Raw genomic sequence first — 19,500 nt, forward strand, 5'->3', positions numbered from 1 at the left:
TCAAGGTTTCCACCGATTTCGAAAAAAATTCAAAAATAAAAAAGGAAATAAATAAATTGCGTTGAATAATATAACTGTAAGGTTTTTTTGCAATATTAATTTAAGATGTTATCTAATCTTTATTAGAAGGTGAAGGTGCTAAATATGAATATTCGTGAAAGACAAGAACTAACTGAACATGAAATTTTAAGTCCTTATGCTTCCTTTTCAGATGAATCAAGAGGCAGAGACAAGGCTGAAGAGCCTTGCGATATAAGGACTATCTACCAAAGGGACAGAGACAGGATTATCCATTGTAAGGCTTTTAGGCGACTTAAGCACAAGACACAGGTCTTTTTAGCCCCGGAGGGAGATCACTACAGAACTAGACTTACTCATACCCTTGAGGTGGCACAGATCGCTAGAACCATTGCACGCGCCCTTAGGCTTAATGAAGATTTAACAGAGGCAATCGCTCTAGGACATGATCTTGGTCATACTCCTTTTGGACATGCCGGCGAAAGAGTACTAAATTCTATTTGTCCATTAGGTTTTGCTCATTACAGACAAAGTGTAAGAGTGGTGGAATTTCTTGAAAAGGACGGAAAGGGCCTTAATCTTACCTGGGAGGTAAGAGATGGAATACTTAATCACAGAACAGCAGGCAATCCCTCCACCCTTGAAGGTAAAGTAGTTCGTCTTTCAGATAAGATTGCCTATATCAATCACGATATAGACGATGGTATAAGAGCTGGAATTATTACTGAAGATGATATACCTAAGGAATATACAGACTTACTTGGAACTTCAACTAAGGAACGTCTTAATACCTTAATTAATGACATCGTTATTAACAGTAACAATAAGGATGATATATATATGTCTGACAGAATAGGTGGGGCTATGAAGGAATTAAGAGAGCATATGTTTACTCATTTGTATCTTAATCCTGCGGCTAAATCAGAGGAAGAGAAGGCAGACAAGTTAATCACCGAATTATATCGATATTACATTGCGAATATAGATAAGTTACCAGATAACTATAAGATGTTTATAACAGAATATAATCAAGCTAAAGAACAGGTAGTTTGCGACTATATCGCAGGAATGTCGGATCAATATTCCATTATGAAATTCCAAGAGATATTTGTTCCAAAGGCTTGGAAGAAGTAACCTTATAATTAGTATAATGAAAGGTCGACTAGATAAATGTACTCACGTGAAGTTATAGAGGAAGTGCTTAGTAAGACCGATATCGTTGATCTAGTCTCTAATTATGTTAAGTTAAAAAGAAGTGGTAGCTCATATATGGGGCTTTGTCCTTTCCATAATGAAAAATCCCCTTCTTTTAGCGTGTCAGGTCCAAAGCAGCTATTTCACTGTTTTGGCTGTGGCAAAGGTGGAAATGCCATAACTTTTGTTATGGAATATGAGAATTATACCTTTATTGAGGCTCTTGAGATGTTAGCTCAAAGAGCAGGCGTTGCCTTGCCTGAGCAGAAATTTTCAAGAGAAGATCAAATGGATAAGGATATAAAAACTAAGTTATTAGAAATAAATAAATTTGCAGCAACATATTATTATCATTGCTTGAAATCAGAGAAGGGCACTACAGGCATGGATTACCTTGCCAATAAGCGTCAATTATCTGATAAGACTATTACAAGTTACGGATTAGGCTTTGCTCCTATATCTTCTGGTGGTCTTTATAAGGAATTAAAAGCTAAGGGCTACACAGACGATATTTTAAAGGAATCTGGTTTATTTACTTACGATAGTAAAGTTCACGAAAAGTTTTGGAATCGAGTTATTTTCCCAATCATGGATGTGAATAATAAAGTAATTGGCTTTGGTGGCAGAGTTATGGGTGATGCTAAACCTAAATACCTAAATTCCCCAGAAACTAAGCTATTTGATAAAAGCCGTAATTTGTATGGCCTTAATGTGGCTAGAAGTGCTAGAAAAGGTAATATGATTATCTGTGAGGGTTATATGGATGTTATTTCACTACATCAGGCAGGCTTTAATCAGGCAGTAGCATCTCTAGGAACTGCCCTTACACCAGGACATGCAAGACTACTTAAAAGATATACAGACACAGTGCTAATTACCTACGATTCTGATGAGGCAGGTACTAAGGCGGCTCTAAGAGCTATTCCACTTTTAACGGAAGTGGGCCTTAATACTAAGGTTATTAACATGAAGCCTTATAAGGATCCAGATGAATTTATAAAGGCATTGGGTGCCGAAGCCTTTCAGGAGCGAATCGACAAGGCCATTAACAGCTTCATCTTTGAGGTTGGAGTTGTAGAAAAGAGACATAACAGGTCAGACCCAGCAGATGAAACTGCTTTTGAGAAAGAACTTGCGGAAATGTTTCTACGCTTTGGAGAGAAGCTTGAAAGGGACAATTACATAAAAGCGGTTTGCAATACATTTGTAATACCACTAGATGGAATGATGCAGATGGTAGCAAATCTTGGCAACAAAAAGGGACTTGTTAACGGACAGGCAATTAGAACAGACTATGAAAGCCCTAAGCCAAAAAAGAAGAAGCAGGAGTCAGGAATCAGACAGGCAGAGAAATTACTTCTTACATGGCTTATTAATGATGTGAATATTATTAATAAGATTTCGGATGTAATTAAGCCAAGCGATTTCATTGATCCATTACTTAACTCAGTGGCTAGTAAACTTTATGCTCAAATAGAAAATGGTAATCCAAATCCAGCACTAATTGTTGGGGATTACACAGATGAAACTGAGGCAGCAGATGTGGCTTCCCTATTCTCCTCTGACTTAGATGAAAATTTAAGTAAGCAGGAAAGGGAAAGAGCTATTAATGACATTGTCAAAAAGGTTAAGAAAAACAGCCTAGATAATGAATTTAATACAACAACTGATGCTAAGCGAATGCAAGAAATTATGCAGGAGCAGATGAATCTAAATAAGATTAATATTAAATTATAATAAGCGAAAGGGGTATTTAATACCATGGCAACTAAGAAAAAGGAAGAAATTTTAGAAGAAGAAGTAAAGACAACAAAGAAGAAGGCTAAGGCAGAAGAAGGCGAAAAGCCAGCAAAGAAGACAACTACAAAGAAGACTACAGCTAAGACAACAACTAAGAAGGCTGCAAAGGAAGAGGACACTACAGCTAAGAAGACTACAAAGAAGTCTAAGAAGGCTGAAGAGACTAAGGAAGAGCCAGCTAAGAAGCTTTCAGCTGAAGAGCAGCAGGCTAAGTTTATTGAAAAGCTTGATGAGATCGTTGCCCTTGCAAAGAAGAGAAAGAATGTCTTAGACTATCAGGATATTATCGCTCATTTCCAGGATATCGAGCTTGAAGCTGAAGGAATGGAAAAGGTATTTGAATACCTTGAAAAGAAGAACATTGACGTTAAGATGAACGAAGATGAAGAAGATGATGACGATATCATGCTTGAAGATGAAGATGATATTGATATCGAGAAGATCGACCTTTCTGTACCAGATGGTATCGGTCTTGATGATCCTGTAAGAATGTACCTTAAGGAAATCGGTAAGGTATCACTTTTATCTGCTGATGAAGAAATTGAATATGCTAAGAGAATGGAAGCAGGAGATGAAGAAGCTAAGAAGAGACTTGCAGAAGCTAACTTACGTCTCGTTGTTTCTATTGCTAAGAGATATGTTGGTCGTGGAATGCAGTTCCTTGACTTAATTCAGGAAGGTAACTTAGGTCTTATTAAGGCTGTTGAAAAGTTTGATTATACTAAGGGTTATAAGTTCTCAACTTATGCTACATGGTGGATTAGACAGGCTATTACAAGAGCTATTGCTGATCAGGCTAGAACAATCAGAATTCCTGTTCATATGGTTGAAACAATCAACAAGCTTGTAAGAGTTCAAAGACAGTTACTTCAGGAACTTGGTAGAGAACCAAGCCCAGAAGAAATCGCTGAGGTTATGGACTTACCAGTTGAGAGAGTTCGTGAAATCCAGAAGATTAGTCAGGAGCCAGTTTCTCTTGAAACACCTATCGGTGAAGAGGAAGATAGCCACTTAGGTGACTTCATTCAGGATGATAATGTTCCAGTTCCATCTGAGGCAGCAGCTTCAACACTTCTTAAGGAACAGCTTGTAGAAGTACTTGGAACATTAACAGAAAGAGAGCAGAAGGTATTAAGACTTCGTTTCGGTATGGATGATGGTAGAGCTAGAACTCTTGAAGAAGTTGGTAAGGAATTCAACGTAACAAGAGAGCGTATTAGACAGATTGAAGCTAAGGCTTTAAGAAAGCTTAGACATCCAAGTAGAAGTAGAAAGTTAAAGGATTACCTTGACTAATTTTAAGCTATAAATTTTTATTGGAGTTTTATGAAGGTTAATATTTCTGAAAGATTAAGAAATGTAGCAGAAGCAGTGGAAAAATGTAATACAGTAGCAGACATTGGTTGCGACCACGGATTTTTACCAATTTATCTAGTTTTAACTAATAGGGCTAGTAGGGCTATTGCTATGGATCTTAGAAAAGAACCTGTTAGAAGAGCTGGCGAGCACATCGCCAGCTTTAATTTATCTGATAAGATCACTACAAGAATTTCTAATGGCCTAGAGGCCTTATCTAGAGGTGAAGCAGATACTATAACCATAACAGGTATGGGCGGAATGCTAATGAGAGATATTCTTATAGCAGGTAATGATAAATTAATGGACGGCAATAAATTTGTATTTAGTCCACAATCAGATATAGACACATTTAGAAAATATCTAGATGACAACGGATTTGTAATCACAAAGGAAAAGGTTATTTTTGAGGCCCCAAGATTTTACTTTATTATTAATGCAACTCTAAAAAGAGGAGAGAAAATGAATCTAAGCGATTTAGAACTTCGCTTTGGTAAGGACTTCCATCTTGGAGATACTAAAGTTTTACAAGACTTTTTAACTAAGGAGTTGTATAATAATGGTATATTGTGCGGACAACTTGAAGATGAAGAAAGAAAGGGTAATTTAAGTGTTAAGGCTAAACTAGATTACTTAAAGAAAGAGCAAGAGTATAGGGAGAGTGCTCTTAAAATGATTAGTAAATAAGAACTTCAGCTTCAAAATACGACTAACGTGGAGGTGTTTTATTTATGAGTACATTGGTAGAACTTGTAAACGAGAAACAAAAGGAATTAAAAGACACTATTATCCTAGTGAAGGTTAATGGTAAGTTAAAGGAAATTTACGATAAAGAAATTACTGACGAGAAAATTGAATATATAACAACTAATTCATCCATCGGAATTGATACCTATAAGAGAAGTGTTTTAATGCTTATGCTTGCTGCATTTCACAATATCGATAAGGACAATAAGTTTGGTGGCGTAAAGGTTGAATATTCAGTATCTAAGGGATTTTTCTGCGATACTAATAAGAATTTAGAAATCACAGAGAAGTTTATTAACGACTTAAAAAAGGAGATGAATAGGCTAGTAGAAGCTGACCTTATAATTAATAAGGACACACTAAGCACTACTAATGCTATTAAGCTCTTTAAGGAACGTGGCATGCTTGATAAGGTTCGTCTATTTAACTATCGTAGAAGTTCTGTAATTAATACATACGAACTTGATGGCTATATTGATTATTTCTATGGATATATGGCTCATTCTACAGGTATCTTAAAGTATTTTGATATCTATAGATTTGCCCATGGCTTTGTTTTACAGCTTCCAACAAAGGAAGAGCCAACTAAGGTACCTGAATTCCTACCTCAGATTAAGCTTGCCAATGTATTAGATGAATCTACAAAGTGGGCTCACATGCTAGATCTTGATACAGTAGGTGCCCTTAATGACCACATAAGAGATGGTGATATTTCTTCCCTTATGTTAGTACAGGAAGCACTTCAGGAGCAAAAGATTGTAGAAATTGTCAATATGATTAAGAAAAGACCTGATGTTAAGTTTGTTATGATTGCTGGTCCAAGTTCTTCCGGCAAGACTACATTTTCACACAGATTATCCATCCAGTTAATGGCAAATGGCTATAAGCCGCATGCTATTGGCGTGGACGATTACTTTGTTGAAAGAGAAGAGACACCTGTGGATGAAAATGGCGAATATGACTTTGAATGTCTTGAAGCCATTGACATTAAGCTCTTTAACGACCACATGACTAAGCTTCTTAATGGCGAGGAAATTGAAAGACCAAGATTTAACTTTAAGACTGGTAAAAAGGAATACAATGGAGAAATGTTAAAGCTTGGAAAGGATGATATCCTTGTAATTGAGGGTATTCACTGCCTTAATGATAAGTTATCTTACACACTTCCTGTGGAAAGTAAGTTTAAGATTTACATAAGCGCTCTTACTCAGCTAAATGTTGATGAGCACAACAGAGTTTCTACAACGGATGGTCGTTTAGTTAGACGTATGGTTAGAGATTATAGAACTAGAGGGGCTAATGCCAAGAGAACTCTATCTATGTGGGAGTCTGTTAGACGTGGTGAGGAGAAGAATATTTTCCCATTCCAAGAGGAAGCCGATGTAATGTTTAATTCAGCAATGCCTTATGAGCTTTGCGTATTAAAATCTATTGCAGAGCCATTACTTTTCTCTATTACAGAAGACGACCCAGAATATCAGGAAGCAAAGAGAATGCTTAAGTTCTTAGAATACTTCCTTCCATGTAACGCTGACATGGTGCCAATTAATTCTATCTTAAGAGAATTCGTTGGTGGCGGTTGCTTTAGAGTTTAGTTTTTGTATAAGTCTAGGGCATAATAAAAGTAAACAAAATTCATAATAATAAAAGAGAGTAATTAGAAAATCTAAAAATCTTCTAGTTACTCTCTTATTTTTGTCTTATTTTTACATTAATTAAATTCTAAAATTAATCTAGCTTTTTATCTAGTTTATAATGTCTAGAATCTTCAAAAAGTGATGCCACATAGCCTGGTGTCTTATTATCAAGATTAGTCTTTATCTCATTTAAGATATCAATGTACTGGCCAAGTAAACCTGAAATAGCATCGGAGTTACTAATACAAATCTGCTCCCACATTTCAGGAGAAGATGCGGCAACTCTTGACATATCCCTAAAACTTCCAGCGGCTAGGCAATGCATATGTCCTTCAGGGTCATCATTTTCAGAAACCACCTTAACAAGGGCAGTTGAAATTAAATGAGGTAGGTGGCTAATGCCGGCCACAGTTCTATCATGAGTTTCGTAATCCATAATAAGAGGCTTTGCAGTAGTATCTCTTACAAAATCCTGGAAAAAATTTAGCTGCTCCATAGTTGTTAGTGGAGTAGGTGTAATGATATATTTTGCATTATTTAGAATCGCAGATGAGGAATTCTCATAGCCTGTCTTTTCGGAACCTGCCATAGGGTGTCCGCCGATAAAACAATTATCAAGACCTAGCTTTGATACTTCCTTGTGAATTATAGTCTTAACGCTACCTACATCAGTAATAATGCAGCCCGGCTTAATTATGGACTTTAATTTACATAGATAGCTTGTAATTGTAACTACAGGAGTACAAAGTATGATAATATCGCAGTCCTTAAAATTATCATCAATGCACTCACAGGCAGTATCTACAACGCCATCTTCCTTAGCCTTTAAAATAGGGTCAATTCTTCTACTTGTAGCAATTATTGTATAAGGCTTTTTTGTCTCTTTTAAAGCATGGGCAATTGAGCCTGCAATTAAACCAAAGCCTATAAAACCAACTTTTACATCTTCCATTAAATCTCATTCTCCATTTTGGGTTAATCCCGTTTTTTACTATAACATTTTAACACTTTAAAGCATTAATTGTAAACAGTATATTGGCTAAAAACCTTTTGAAAAATATGTGAAATATACTAACTCGTATTGCAAATGGATATAAATTATTATATCATTTTAAAGTGTATCTATATAAGTGCATACTTTTAAATTTGGGATAGAGATAGATAGGTAAGAGGTGTAAAAAGTGAAGATTTCAGTAATAGTTCCATCGCTTAATCCAGACGAGAAACTATTAGAAGTTGTTAAAAGCCTTAAGGAAAAAGGCTTTAATGACATTATTTTGGTGGATGATGGAAGCGATGATAGTCATAAGATGGCTTTTAACGAGGCTGCCAAGTATGACGGTGTCAGTGTTTTAGTACATGAAGTGAATAAAGGAAAGGGAAGAGCCTTAAAGACGGCTTTTGAATATTTCCTTAAAGAAAGACCGGATTACGATGGTGTGGTAACAGTTGATGGAGACAACCAGCATAAAGCAGAAGATGTTTTAAAATGTTGTGAAGCCATGATATCTAACAAGTCCCTAATACTTGGTGTTAGAGATTTTTCAAGAGATGATATTCCAGCAAGAAGTAAGTTCGGAAACAATTTAACAAGTGGTATTTTTAAGACTTTTTGTAAGCTTAATATTACAGATACTCAAACAGGCCTTCGTGCAATTCCAAGGGAATTTATTAAGGATATGCTAGAGGTTAAGGGCGAGAGATATGAGTATGAAACTAATATGTTGCTTGCACTTAAAAGCCATAATATTCCTTTTATGGAGGTGGGGATTCAAACCGTCTATATAGATGATAATGAGTCGTCACATTTTAATCCAATTAAGGATTCCATTAAGATTTATAAGGTAATATTTGCCTATTTTTTTACAACAACTGCTTTTAAATATACCCTGTGTTCTATAAGTTCTTGGGTGATTGATAACTTGTTATTTAACATTTTTTCATTCATATTTGTGGCAGCAGTTTCAAGGGATATAAGAATTTTACTTGCTACAGTAATAGCAAGAATTATGTCTTCTTTTTACAATTATTTGATGAATGCAAAGTTGGTTTTTAAAAGTCAAAGGTCTATGAAGACCACTTTTATAAAATATTACATTTTATGGATAGGAATAATGCTTTGTTCCTTCCTACTAGTAGATTTATTTACATGGCTACTAGGTCTAAATTTACAATTAACAGCCCTATGCAAAATTATAGTTGACTTATGTCTCTTTTTTGCAAGTTACAATATACAAAAGAAATGGGTGTTTAAATAGGATTTAAGGGGAGTGTTTAAATGACTAAAAAGGTTTTAAAAAATGTATCTAGAGTATTAATTACTCTATTAGTTACTATTGCAATTTTTGTTTGCTTTTTATACGGGGTAATGGCTATGTTAGTCTTTGGTCCATCAAAGACAGCTAAGACACAGTTTGTTTTATCTGTTAGAGAAACTTCAGCTATTGGCTTTTTAGCAAATCTTTTTGTATCCAATGAGGAGATTAATAGAATTGAAGCTGAAAATAGTATTAAAGACACAACTGAGGTTACTAACACAAGTCTTGTATCTACTGATACAGCAACAAGTTCAGACAATATCGAAGTTATCGATATTAAGGGTAGCTCTTTTAAGGGTAAGCTTATGATTATTGATGATCCAAGCAGATTATTTGTAGGAACTGTTGAGAGCTTTCATGAGGGCGAAGGCGAGGTAGTTGCAAGCATGGCCGAAAGATATGGCGCAGTTGCAGGAATCAACGGTGGCGAATTTGTAGATGGCGTTACAACTTATACAGCTATGCCAGTAGGCCTTGTTATGGTAAATGGCGAGGTCTTAAATGGCAATGAAGATGAAACATATCATGTAACTGGAATTTCTAATGACAATAAGTTAGTTATTGGAAATATGACTATGGCAAGAGCTAAGGAACTTGGCATTAGAGACTGCGTAAGCGTTTCTAATCTTATTGGACCTTTCTTAATTGTAAATGGCGAGATGCAGGATGTTTCAGGAACTGGTGGCGGACTTAATCCAAGAACTGCCATTGGTCAAACAGCAGATGGAAAAATATTACTTCTTGTTTGCGATGGAAGACAAATTACAGGTATGGGTGCATCCTTTGCAGACCTTCAGGACATTATGGCAGAGTATGGCGCAGTTAATGCTTCTGTTATGGATGGAGGAACTTCAACTCAGATGTACTATAACGGTGAAGTTATTAATAACCCATATTCACCAACAGGACCAAGAACTTGTCCAACAGCATTTTTGATTAAATAGGACATTTGAACAAATAAGACATTTTGTACAAAACAGACATTTAATGAGGAGTAATCTATGGATAACGTTTTAGATAATAAGAAAGAAAAAACAGCGGTTAAAAGAAAGAGAATCGTTAGAAAGAAGAAAACTAAGGGCATTAGCTTTAAGAAATTTTTAGCTATTTATTCAATAGTACTTGGAGCGATTGGCGTATTTTTGCTTATCCTTTTATTCTTCTTTTTAAAGGACTATGAAAGCAGCATTCCAGCTAATAAGATGGACAAAATTCTAGCAGATATGAAGACTTCAAAGCTAGAATCCATTATAGAGGATGCCAATATTGAATATAATGAATTTGAAGATAGCGCCTACATTTCCACAAAGCTTAAGGAAAAGATTGGTGAAAATGAACTTAGCTATTCAAAGAAACTCGGAGAATATAGTGCCTCAAATCCTGTATATACTGTATCTGCAGGAGATGAGGATCTATGCACAATTAGCCTAAAAAAGGAAAGCAAGAAATCAGGCTTTTTTAGAAATTGGAAATTAGAGGATGTAACATTTGCAGCAGTAGCAGGCTCAGATGAATTAAACATTACAGTTCCAACTAATAGCACAGTTTATCTTAATGGTATTGAAGTGTCTGATTCTTACAAAACTTCTACAGGAGTCGAGTTTGAACCATGCCTTAATGTATCAAAATATGTGACAACTCCTACAGAGGAAGTTTATACAGTTACAGGCCTTAACTTAATGCCAGAACTTACAGTAAATTATGAAGGCTACGAGCTTGAATACGAGACTAGTGACAACAACTTAACAGCCCTTTATCCTTCAGTAGATTCTATGTATGAAACAGCTTCTGCTAATGCTATGGAAGTTTTAGAGTGCTATGGAAAATATATCATCAACCGCGGCAGCCTTGAGACACTTTCAAGTCACATGCTAGGAAAGGCAAAGACTTATGTTGCAAATATCCCAGCAGTTTGGGCCTTCTTGGTTGGTAAAAAGTTTAGCTATGAATTTAGAGATATGGCTACAAGTAACTTTAGAGTATATTCTAGCGATTGCTATTCTATTGATGTTTCCTGCGTTTTATATGTTAATTGGGGAGACGGAGAGAAGAGCTATGACACTAACTACAGATATACATTTGTAAATGTTAATGGAAGCTGGAAGGTAGCAGATCTTTCCGTTTTATAATACATTTGTCAAAGCTAAGCTTTATTATATTAAAATTTTGTGAAACGTATTAATTAATTACCTTAAATGTGTTATTCTATAGGGCAGGCGTCTGAAATTGGGATAGTTTCAGATGCGTTTAGATAAGAAAATTAAGGAAGTAATATACGAGTTATGGAAAAAAAGAAAAATAATTTTTTGATCCATGGCGGAATTTTAGCCATGGCAGGTATTATAGTTAGAATAATCGGAATGCTTTATAGAATTCCAGTAGTTAATATTATAGGCAGCGAAGGTAATGGTATTTATGGCATTGCTTTTAATGTCTATAATATTATGCTAGTTTTATCCTCTTATGGTTTGCCAATGGCAGTATCTAAACTGGTTTCTCAAAGATTTGCAGAAGGTAAGTATAAGAATGCCAAAAGAGTATTTAAATATTCCCTCACAATTGGAATTGTAACAGGTGGCATTGCAGCTGCCTTAGTATTCTTTGGAGCAGATTTTATTGAAAATGTAATCTATTCCGGAAACACACCAGGTCTTGCAATTCCTCTAAGAATTTTAGCACCAACAATTTTCCTTGTAGCAGTGCTTGGCGTAATTAGAGGTTTCTTCCAGGGTCAGGGAACAATGATTCCAACAGCAGTTTCACAGATTATTGAGCAGATTGTTAATGCAATCGTAAGTATTGGCGCAGGCTATATTCTTATGCAGGCCTTTAAAGAGTCTGCTAATCAATCTGCTTATGGTGCAGCAGGTTCAACTCTAGGTACAGCCCTAGGTGCCCTTTCAGCACTTATTTTTATGGTTTTCCTTTACTTTGTTTATAAACCACAGTTTAAGAAACTGCTAAGAAAGGATACAAAAGTTGATAGAGTACCGGCTTCAAATATGTATAAAATCATTATTACAACAATGATTCCAATTATTTTAGGCCAGACTTTCTATCAGATAAGTTCCGTTTTTGATGATATTTTATTTAGTAATTTATCAAGTACAGTAATTGATAGCGTAACTATAGATTTAGGAACTTATAGTTCATGCTTTATTTTACTTATCGGAATTCCACAGGGTGTAGCCTCAGCTATGTCAGCTTCTATGCTACCTGCAATGGTTACATCTTTCACAGAAAAAGATATAGATGGAGTTAAAACAAAGTTAACTAAGACAATTAAGACTAATCTATTTATTGCAATCCCTTCATTTATTGGTTTAACAGTATTAGGTCAGGGAATTATTAAGATTTTATTCTCTGCTTACAATAGTGCAGAAGGTGCAACAATGTTAAAGATTGGTGCTGTATCTGTAGTTTTCTTTACTCTATCAACAGTAACAAGTTCAGCGCTTCAGGCAATTGACAAGATGAAAATGCCAGTTTATCACTCAGCTACTTCACTTGTAATTCATATAGTGCTAGTTTATTTCATGCTTAGATTCACATCTCTTGGAATTTACGGACTTGTAATAGGAAGTACTCTATTCCCATTAGTAGTATTTATCCTTAACCTAAAGACTTTATATCAGGAGATAAATTATAGATTTTCAATTAAGAAAATAGTTCTAAAGCCACTAATTAGTGCAGTTATTATGGGAATTTGTATAGCCGTAGTTTATAATGGCTTACTTATTCTTACAGAGTCTAACATTGTTTCAATGTTCTTTGCTTTAGTTGTGGCTGCAATTACTTACTTTGGACCTTATTATTTATTAACAAAGCACAGCAATTTATAATCTGATTTAATGATTATTTAATTTATTCTATGTTGGGATTTAGTCCTTGACGTGATATAATAACTTTAGTTGTTTTAAACATAAATTCGACAATTTATTTTGTTTGAAAATATACGACAAATAAATATTAGGGAAAGGAACGAATATGCAGAGCAGATATACTGAAAAAGCTAAAGAAACATTACAATATGCTTCAGAAATGGCAGCAATTTTAGGTCATGGCTATGTTGGTTCAGAACACCTTCTTATAGGCCTTTTAAAGGCTGAGGGTGGTGTTGCCTCATCTGTATTAACTAATAATGATGTAACAGAAGAAAAAATCATTAACCTAGTTAATCAATTGATCGCTCCTGACAGTATAGTAAATGTTAAAGAGCCTGCAGGGCATACACCTAGAGTTAGAAGAATTTTAGAAAATGCTAGCAACGAAGCAAGTAAATTTAGAGCAGATTTAATTGGAACTGAGCACATTTTAATAGCTCTTTTAAAAGAGTCAGATTGTGTTGCAGCAAGACTTATTAATACAATTGGAGCTTCTATTAAGAAGATTTATGCAGAGACACTTTCATCTATGGGAATTGATGTTAATAGATACAAGGATGAGTTACCAGGTCAGAGATCAAAGGCCTCTAATAAGAAGAGCCAGACAGCAACTCTTGATCAGTACTCAAGAGATTTAACAAGACTTGCCCAGGATGGAAAGCTAGATCCAGTAATTGGACGTAATGATGAAATTCAAAGAGTTATTCAGATTCTTTCAAGAAGAACTAAGAATAACCCTTGTTTAATAGGTGAACCAGGTGTTGGTAAGACAGCTATCGTTGAAGGCTTAGCTGCTAGAATTGTTGAGGGAAATGTTCCTGAGACAATTAAGGATAAGCGACTTTTAACTCTTGATTTATCAGGTATGGTAGCTGGTTCTAAGTATAGAGGTGAATTTGAGGAAAGAATTAAGAGAGTAATTGCTGAGGTTAAGGCCGATGGTAATGTACTTTTATTCCTTGATGAGCTTCATACAATTATTGGCGCAGGTGGTGCAGAAGGAGCTATCGATGCTTCTAACATTTTAAAACCATCCCTTGCCCGTGGAGAAATTCAGTTAATTGGTGCTACAACTCTTGAGGAGTACAGAAAGCACATTGAAAAAGATGCAGCCCTAGAGAGAAGATTCCAGCCTGTAAAGGTTGAGGAACCATCTGAAGAAGAGGCTTGTAAGATTCTAGAAGGTTTAAGACCTAAGTATGAAGAGCATCACAAAGTAACAATTACAGATGCAGCAGTTACAGCAGCTGTTAAGTTATCAAGCAGATATTTAAATGATAGATTCTTACCAGATAAGGCAATTGACTTAATAGATGAGGCAAGTTCAAAGACAAGACTTGATGCCTATGTAATGCCAAAGGACATTAAGAAGCTTGAAACTGAAATTAAAGAATTATCTATTAAGAAGGAAGAGGCTATTAAGAGCGAAGCTTATGAAGAAGCTAGCCAGATAAAGAAGTCTCAAAAGAGAAAGAAAGATAAGCTAGAAAAATTAACTAAGCAGTGGCAAGAAGATTTAAAGGCCAACGAGTTAGTAGTTGATGAGGAAGAAATTGCTCAGGTAGTAGCAAGTCAGACAAAGATTCCAGTATCTAAGATTGCTGAAGCTGAATCTGAAAAGCTTATGAAACTTGAGGAAACACTTCACAATAGAGTAATAGGTCAGGATGAAGCTGTTAAGGCAATATCTAAGGCTATTAGAAGAGGTAGAGTAGGACTTAAAGATCCTAACAGACCAATTGGTTCCTTCCTTTTCCTTGGTCCAACTGGTGTTGGTAAGACAGAACTTTCAAAGGCCCTTGCAGAGACAATGTTTGGAACAGAGAATTCTTTAATTAGAGTTGATATGTCTGAATACATGGAAAAGCATACAGTCTCTAAGCTTATTGGCTCACCTCCAGGATACGTAGGATACGATGAAGGCGGTCAGTTAAGTGAGAAGGTTAGAAGAAATCCTTATTCAGTAATTCTTTTTGATGAAATTGAAAAGGCTCATCCAGATGTTTTTAACGTCTTATTACAGGTTTTAGATGATGGACATATTACAGATTCTACCGGACGTATGGTAGATTTTAAGAATACAATCATTATCATGACAAGTAATGCTGGTGCTGAGAATATTGTTGAACCTAAGAACTTAGGCTTTAATTCTGGCACAACTAAGGAAGAAGACCACGATAGAATGAAGGGCAAGGTAATGGACGAAGTTAAGCGTCTATTCAGACCTGAATTCTTAAACAGAATAGATGACATTATCGTATTCCATATGTTACAAAAGGAACAGATTGGTGAGATTGTTGACATTTTAATTAATAGTCTTAACAAGCGAATTATGGAACAGATGAAATTATCTATTGAGCTAGATGATGAAGCTAGACAGTGGCTTGCTAATAAGGGCTACGACCAGAAATATGGTGCACGTCCACTTCGTCGTACAATTCAAAATGAAATTGAAGACGAATTAGCAGAAAGAATACTTGAAGGAAAGATTTCTTATGGCAATAAGGTTAAGGTTACAGTTAAAGAAGATAAGCTTAACTTTAGCTTAAAGAGGGGAAAGAATAAATAATCGATATTTTTGCTTAATATTAAATATAATTATATAGAATTAAGCTATTGATTATTGTATAATTATCATATAAAGAAATATAGGAGGACAATTAAATGTCAGTTGTTAATGAATTACTTCGTTCAGAGAGTGATGGTTCTCTAAGTTTTGGTAACTATAAGTTAGATACTAAATCTAAACTATCAGATTTTGAGCATTTAGGCGATACTTATAAGGTTAAGACATTTAATGAGATAACTAAGTTAGAACGTAATGGCTCATTTGTGTTTGAGTCAGTACCAGGAACTGCTGTTAACAATTTTAAGGTTACAGAAGGTGGTGTTGAGTTTAAGGTAGAAGGAGCAGAGGATGCACAGATTACACTTGAACTTGAAGAAGGTTCTTCCTACGATATTAAAGTAAATGGCAAAGACGCAGGATGCATGAAGACTAATATGGGCGGAAAGCTCGTATTATCAGTGGAGTTTGTAGATGAAGCTCCTGTGTTAGTAGAGATTGCTAAGGCTTAATTCAATTTAATATTTGAGATTCAATTTTCATTAATTGAATAGGTATAATTAAATAATGTAATTTAAGGCAGTTTTAATTAGCTAGTCCATCTAGCTTTAAGACTGCCTTTAAAAAATGGAGGTAAGATGGCAAAAGCAAAAACCACTGCATTTTTCTGCAAGGAATGCGGTAATGAATTTTCTAAATGGTACGGACAGTGTCCTTCCTGTAAATCCTGGAACACACTTGTCGAGGAACCAATTGCAACAAAAACTAAGACTAAAGGCGTAACAAAGACACTTAGTCTATCAAATCAAGAGGCAAAGCCTGTCAATTTAAATGATATTTCCCTAGAAGAAAAAGATAGAATAAAAACTGATATAAAGGAACTTGATAGAGTTCTTGGTGGCGGAATCGTACAGGGTTCTTTATGCCTTGTAGGTGGTGATCCTGGTATCGGAAAGTCTACTCTTCTTTTGCAAATGTGCTTTAAGCTGGCAAATAAAGGCGAAGACGTTTTATATATCTCAGGCGAAGAGTCTCTAAAGCAGATTAAACTTAGAGCAGATAGAATTGGCACAGTAAACGAGAAGTTATCACTTCTTTGCGAAACTAATCTTGAAATCATTGAAAATGTACTAAACGAAGTTAAGCCAAAAATCGTAGTCATAGATTCCATTCAGACTATGTTTAAAGAAGACGTTTCGGCAGCACCTGGTAGCGTTTCACAGGTAAGAGAGTCCACAGCTACATTTTTACAAATCGCTAAGGGTCTAAATATCACAATCTTTATCGTTGGTCATGTTACAAAGGAAGGCGTAGTTGCTGGTCCTAGAATGCTTGAACACATGGTGGATACAGTGCTTTACTTTGAAGGCGATAGATTTGCATCCTATAGAATTTTACGAGGAGTAAAGAATAGATTTGGTTCCACAAACGAAATCGGCGTCTTTGAAATGCAGGAAAAAGGCCTAGTAGAAGTGGCTGACCCTTCAGAATATATGCTAGATGGCAGACCTAAGGATTCTTCAGGATCTGTTGTTGTATGTTTAGTTGAGGGAACTCGCCCACTTATGGTGGAAATTCAGGCTCTAGTTTGTGATTCTAATTTTGGAATGGCAAGAAGAACTGCCGCAGGTATGGACTACAACAGAGTTAATCTTCTTATGGCAGTGCTTGAAAAGCGAGCAGGAATTCACCTTGCAGGCAGCGATGCCTATGTAAATATCGCCGGTGGCATTAAGGTAAACGAGCCGGCCCTTGACCTAGGTCTTGTACTAGCTTTGGTAAGTTCCTTTAAGAATAAGGTGGTAGACTCTAAAACCGTGATATTTGGTGAGGTTGGATTATCTGGTGAAGTCCGCGCCGTGTCTCAGGTCCAGCAAAGAATCAATGAGGCAATTAAGCTTGGCTTTGAAAATGTGATTCTTCCACAAGTTTGCTTGAAAAATATTAAAAATAGTGATAGAATAAATTTAATAGGAGTACGAAACGTGAACGAAGCTATTAAGTTATTGTAGCTAATAATAAAATATATGGAGGGCTCACATGGATAATGAATTACTTGTAAGTAGTTTATCAGAGATACTAACAGGCTTAGATGATTCCCAGGAGCGACTTGAAAAACATGCCTTTGATGTTATTAATTCTTCTGATACATCTTTGAATCTTGTGAAAGAAAGTATTGCAAGTGTAGAAGAAATTTTAAAACTTATCGAAATTTTAAATGCAGTAGTAGAGGAATCTTCAGCAAAGATTAAAGAGCTAGAGGAACTTTCAAAGAAAATCGAAGAATTTGCTGCAGTAATTGGATCAATTTCTAAAAAGACTAATATCCTTTCACTAAATGCCTCAATTGAGGCTGCAAGAGCAGGTGAACAAGGTAAGGGCTTTGCAGTTGTAGCTGGACAAGTACGTGATCTTGCAGCACAATCAGCTAAATCTTCAAAGGAAATTACTGATACCATTGCACAGGTACAGTTATCCGTTTCTGAAACAGTAACATCAATGACAACCATATATGATAATTCAACTGTACAAAAAGATAAGGCAGACCAGATTGGTCAAGTTTTAAATAAAGTAGTAGACGCAGCATATGTTGCTAATAATGAAGCAAGAAATATTGAAAATGAAATCGCCTACCAGAGAGAAATCACTGATAAGGCAAAGAATGCATTAATGTAGTTAAATATGCTTGTTACAATTTAAATGATCATACTTATAAAAATAGAGAAGGCTTAGTTGCCTTCTCTATTTTTGCATTTAGTATAAAATGTTGTTATATATGGTTTTTATATGATTAGATCTGATTAATAATCCAGTTCTGAGTGCCGATGCATTCAATTAATTCTAACTGCTGCTCAGCCCAGTACATATCTTCTTCTTCGTCTTTATAATAATCCTTTAAAATATCATATGTAGTATAGTCACCCTTAGTTGCCTCTAATACTTCCTCTAAGAACTTAAGGCCATCAATTGATACCTGTAAGTCATACTTAATCCAATCAATAGGATTAGTGCAAACCTTAGCTTCTGGCTTAGCTTCATTCTTAACTTCGCCGCCTAAGTCAAGGATTCTATCAATACACTGATCTACATATCCTCTTTCTTCTACTGCATGCTCAGCGTATTTTTCAGCTAATTTTTTAAAGCCCTTGCTATCAAAAATCTTAGACTGAATATCATGTCCTAGAGCCTGCTGTGATAAACCTGTTACGATTGCCTGTAAATACTTAATTGTTTGTTCCTTATTTGCCATAATTTACCTCCTAAGTGTCAAATAATTATTAACTAGTATTGTTTTATATTTATTTAGTTTTCCGAAAAATGTATCTATATTATAATATAAAGAATCCCCAATATCTATACTGTGAGCATAATTTTTATATATTTGTTAGAATTAGATAATAAGTTTAGAAAAAATACATAATTAATTGTACACAATTTATAGCGTGTTAAAGTGAGCATTTAAGCCTATATTTGAAAATGCACCTTATTAATTTTACTATAATAATTACGAAAGTTTACGATTTATGTATAAAGATCAACAAGAATACAAAGAACACTATGACTAAGTATAGAATAAACATTAAAAAAATACAGAAAAAATGCGTATTTACTGTTGACAAAAAGTAATCTAAATGATAATATATACAAGTCGCTGCGATACAGCAACGACAAAACATCAACAAAGCCAGTAAACACAAGGCTTTGAAGATAAGAACCTTGACAACTGAACAGAATGACAACCTTGAAAATTCTTTGAAATATTCAAGCGAGTAATCAATCGTAAAACAAATTTTGTTTTGAAATGATTATCCTTAATAACAGTAATGTTAAACGGAAACGAAACTATTAAGCTAGTTCGTTCAGAACTAAGCTAAGGTAAAACTTTTTATGAGAGTTTGATCCTGGCTCAGGATGAACGCTGGCGGCGTGCTTAACACATGCAAGTCGAACGAAGCAACTTATCACGATTCCTTCGGGAT

The 19,500-nt window shown here is 35.2% G+C and carries 15 protein-coding genes and 1 rRNA gene; 14 read left to right on the forward strand and 2 right to left on the reverse strand.

All coding sequences use genetic code 11. The features are described 5' to 3' along the window. Positions 1-144: 144 nt before the first annotated feature. From BLQ66_RS08985 to BLQ66_RS09005, 5 genes are read left to right on the forward strand one after another with little or no spacing between them, the layout of a single operon-like run. Positions 145-1,152: a deoxyguanosinetriphosphate triphosphohydrolase gene (locus BLQ66_RS08985; RefSeq protein ID WP_074521865.1), complete on the forward strand. Its 1,008-nt coding sequence runs from the start codon at positions 145-147 to the stop codon at positions 1,150-1,152. 36 nt (positions 1,153-1,188) lie between these two features. Beyond that, the gene (gene dnaG / locus BLQ66_RS08990) at positions 1,189-2,949 is read left to right on the forward strand and encodes a DNA primase (protein ID WP_074521866.1); all 1,761 of its coding nucleotides are present in this window, start codon (positions 1,189-1,191) and stop codon (positions 2,947-2,949) included. A 24-nt stretch (positions 2,950-2,973) separates the two neighbouring features. Next, positions 2,974-4,308: an RNA polymerase sigma factor RpoD gene (gene rpoD, locus BLQ66_RS08995; RefSeq protein ID WP_074521867.1), complete on the forward strand. Its 1,335-nt coding sequence runs from the start codon at positions 2,974-2,976 to the stop codon at positions 4,306-4,308. 30 nt (positions 4,309-4,338) lie between these two features. Further along, entirely contained in the window at positions 4,339-5,055 is a 717-nt protein-coding gene (locus BLQ66_RS09000; protein ID WP_074521868.1) for a class I SAM-dependent methyltransferase, read from the forward strand. 44 nt (positions 5,056-5,099) lie between these two features. After that, complete coding sequence (locus BLQ66_RS09005; protein ID WP_074521869.1) at positions 5,100-6,710, forward strand: nucleoside kinase; 1,611 nt, start codon at positions 5,100-5,102, stop codon at positions 6,708-6,710. Between the two features lie 133 nt (positions 6,711-6,843). Here BLQ66_RS09005 and BLQ66_RS09010 read toward each other — a convergent pair whose 3' ends face one another. After that, the gene (locus tag BLQ66_RS09010) at positions 6,844-7,704 is read right to left on the reverse strand and encodes a prephenate dehydrogenase (protein WP_074521870.1); all 861 of its coding nucleotides are present in this window, start codon (positions 7,702-7,704) and stop codon (positions 6,844-6,846) included. Positions 7,705-7,933: 229 nt separating this feature from the next. Between BLQ66_RS09010 and BLQ66_RS09015 the strand changes: the two genes are divergently transcribed. The 8 genes from BLQ66_RS09015 (at position 7,934) to BLQ66_RS09050 (ending at position 18,196) form a co-directional block, all read left to right on the forward strand. Then, positions 7,934-9,010, forward strand: a complete 1,077-nt coding sequence (locus tag BLQ66_RS09015; RefSeq protein ID WP_074521871.1) for a bifunctional glycosyltransferase family 2/GtrA family protein — start codon at positions 7,934-7,936, stop codon at positions 9,008-9,010. 20 nt (positions 9,011-9,030) lie between these two features. Then, positions 9,031-10,014, forward strand: a complete 984-nt coding sequence (locus tag BLQ66_RS09020; RefSeq protein WP_074521872.1) for a phosphodiester glycosidase family protein — start codon at positions 9,031-9,033, stop codon at positions 10,012-10,014. Positions 10,015-10,071: 57 nt separating this feature from the next. After that, complete coding sequence (locus tag BLQ66_RS09025; protein ID WP_074521873.1) at positions 10,072-11,199, forward strand: hypothetical protein; 1,128 nt, start codon at positions 10,072-10,074, stop codon at positions 11,197-11,199. Positions 11,200-11,352: 153 nt separating this feature from the next. Then, a complete protein-coding gene (locus BLQ66_RS09030; protein WP_143452997.1) occupies positions 11,353-12,912 on the forward strand; it encodes a putative polysaccharide biosynthesis protein in 1,560 nt (519 codons plus the stop codon). Between the two features lie 145 nt (positions 12,913-13,057). Next, on the forward strand, positions 13,058-15,523 hold the full coding sequence (locus tag BLQ66_RS09035) for an ATP-dependent Clp protease ATP-binding subunit (RefSeq protein ID WP_074521875.1): 2,466 nt from the start codon (positions 13,058-13,060) through the stop codon (positions 15,521-15,523). Between the two features lie 95 nt (positions 15,524-15,618). Further along, positions 15,619-16,032 (forward strand): endosialidase, encoded by a 414-nt coding sequence (locus BLQ66_RS09040; RefSeq protein ID WP_074521876.1) that lies wholly within the window; start codon positions 15,619-15,621, stop codon positions 16,030-16,032. 126 nt (positions 16,033-16,158) lie between these two features. Continuing rightward, entirely contained in the window at positions 16,159-17,532 is a 1,374-nt protein-coding gene (radA, locus tag BLQ66_RS09045; RefSeq protein ID WP_074521877.1) for a DNA repair protein RadA, read from the forward strand. A 28-nt stretch (positions 17,533-17,560) separates the two neighbouring features. After that, entirely contained in the window at positions 17,561-18,196 is a 636-nt protein-coding gene (locus BLQ66_RS09050; RefSeq protein ID WP_074521878.1) for a methyl-accepting chemotaxis protein, read from the forward strand. A 115-nt stretch (positions 18,197-18,311) separates the two neighbouring features. On the opposite strand, the gene BLQ66_RS09055 is transcribed toward BLQ66_RS09050, so the two are convergent. Then, positions 18,312-18,770: a ferritin-like domain-containing protein gene (locus BLQ66_RS09055; protein WP_074521879.1), complete on the reverse strand. Its 459-nt coding sequence runs from the start codon at positions 18,768-18,770 to the stop codon at positions 18,312-18,314. Between the two features lie 634 nt (positions 18,771-19,404). Here BLQ66_RS09055 and BLQ66_RS09060 point away from each other — a divergent pair. Continuing rightward, positions 19,405-19,500 (forward strand): 16S ribosomal RNA (locus tag BLQ66_RS09060); the annotation flags it as partial.

It is taken from the genome of Lachnospira pectinoschiza, assembly GCF_900103815.1.
Taxonomy (GTDB): domain Bacteria; phylum Bacillota; class Clostridia; order Lachnospirales; family Lachnospiraceae; genus Lachnospira; species Lachnospira pectinoschiza_B.

What these genes read in the sequence shown, in the direction of transcription:
- rpoD (WP_074521867.1), top strand. Translation starts at nt 2,974, where the DNA reads ATGGCAACTAAGAAAAAGGAAGAAATTTTAGAAGAAGAAGTAAAGACA.
- BLQ66_RS09030 (WP_143452997.1), top strand. Translation starts at nt 11,353, where the DNA reads ATGGAAAAAAAGAAAAATAATTTTTTGATCCATGGCGGAATTTTAGCC.
- BLQ66_RS09010 (WP_074521870.1), bottom strand. Translation starts at nt 7,704, where the DNA reads ATGGAAGATGTAAAAGTTGGTTTTATAGGCTTTGGTTTAATTGCAGGC.
- dnaG (WP_074521866.1), top strand. Translation starts at nt 1,189, where the DNA reads ATGTACTCACGTGAAGTTATAGAGGAAGTGCTTAGTAAGACCGATATC.
- BLQ66_RS09000 (WP_074521868.1), top strand. Translation starts at nt 4,339, where the DNA reads ATGAAGGTTAATATTTCTGAAAGATTAAGAAATGTAGCAGAAGCAGTG.
- BLQ66_RS08985 (WP_074521865.1), top strand. Translation starts at nt 145, where the DNA reads ATGAATATTCGTGAAAGACAAGAACTAACTGAACATGAAATTTTAAGT.
- BLQ66_RS09050 (WP_074521878.1), top strand. Translation starts at nt 17,561, where the DNA reads ATGGATAATGAATTACTTGTAAGTAGTTTATCAGAGATACTAACAGGC.
- BLQ66_RS09025 (WP_074521873.1), top strand. Translation starts at nt 10,072, where the DNA reads ATGGATAACGTTTTAGATAATAAGAAAGAAAAAACAGCGGTTAAAAGA.
- BLQ66_RS09035 (WP_074521875.1), top strand. Translation starts at nt 13,058, where the DNA reads ATGCAGAGCAGATATACTGAAAAAGCTAAAGAAACATTACAATATGCT.
- radA (WP_074521877.1), top strand. Translation starts at nt 16,159, where the DNA reads ATGGCAAAAGCAAAAACCACTGCATTTTTCTGCAAGGAATGCGGTAAT.
- BLQ66_RS09020 (WP_074521872.1), top strand. Translation starts at nt 9,031, where the DNA reads ATGACTAAAAAGGTTTTAAAAAATGTATCTAGAGTATTAATTACTCTA.
- BLQ66_RS09040 (WP_074521876.1), top strand. Translation starts at nt 15,619, where the DNA reads ATGTCAGTTGTTAATGAATTACTTCGTTCAGAGAGTGATGGTTCTCTA.
- BLQ66_RS09055 (WP_074521879.1), bottom strand. Translation starts at nt 18,770, where the DNA reads ATGGCAAATAAGGAACAAACAATTAAGTATTTACAGGCAATCGTAACA.
- BLQ66_RS09005 (WP_074521869.1), top strand. Translation starts at nt 5,100, where the DNA reads ATGAGTACATTGGTAGAACTTGTAAACGAGAAACAAAAGGAATTAAAA.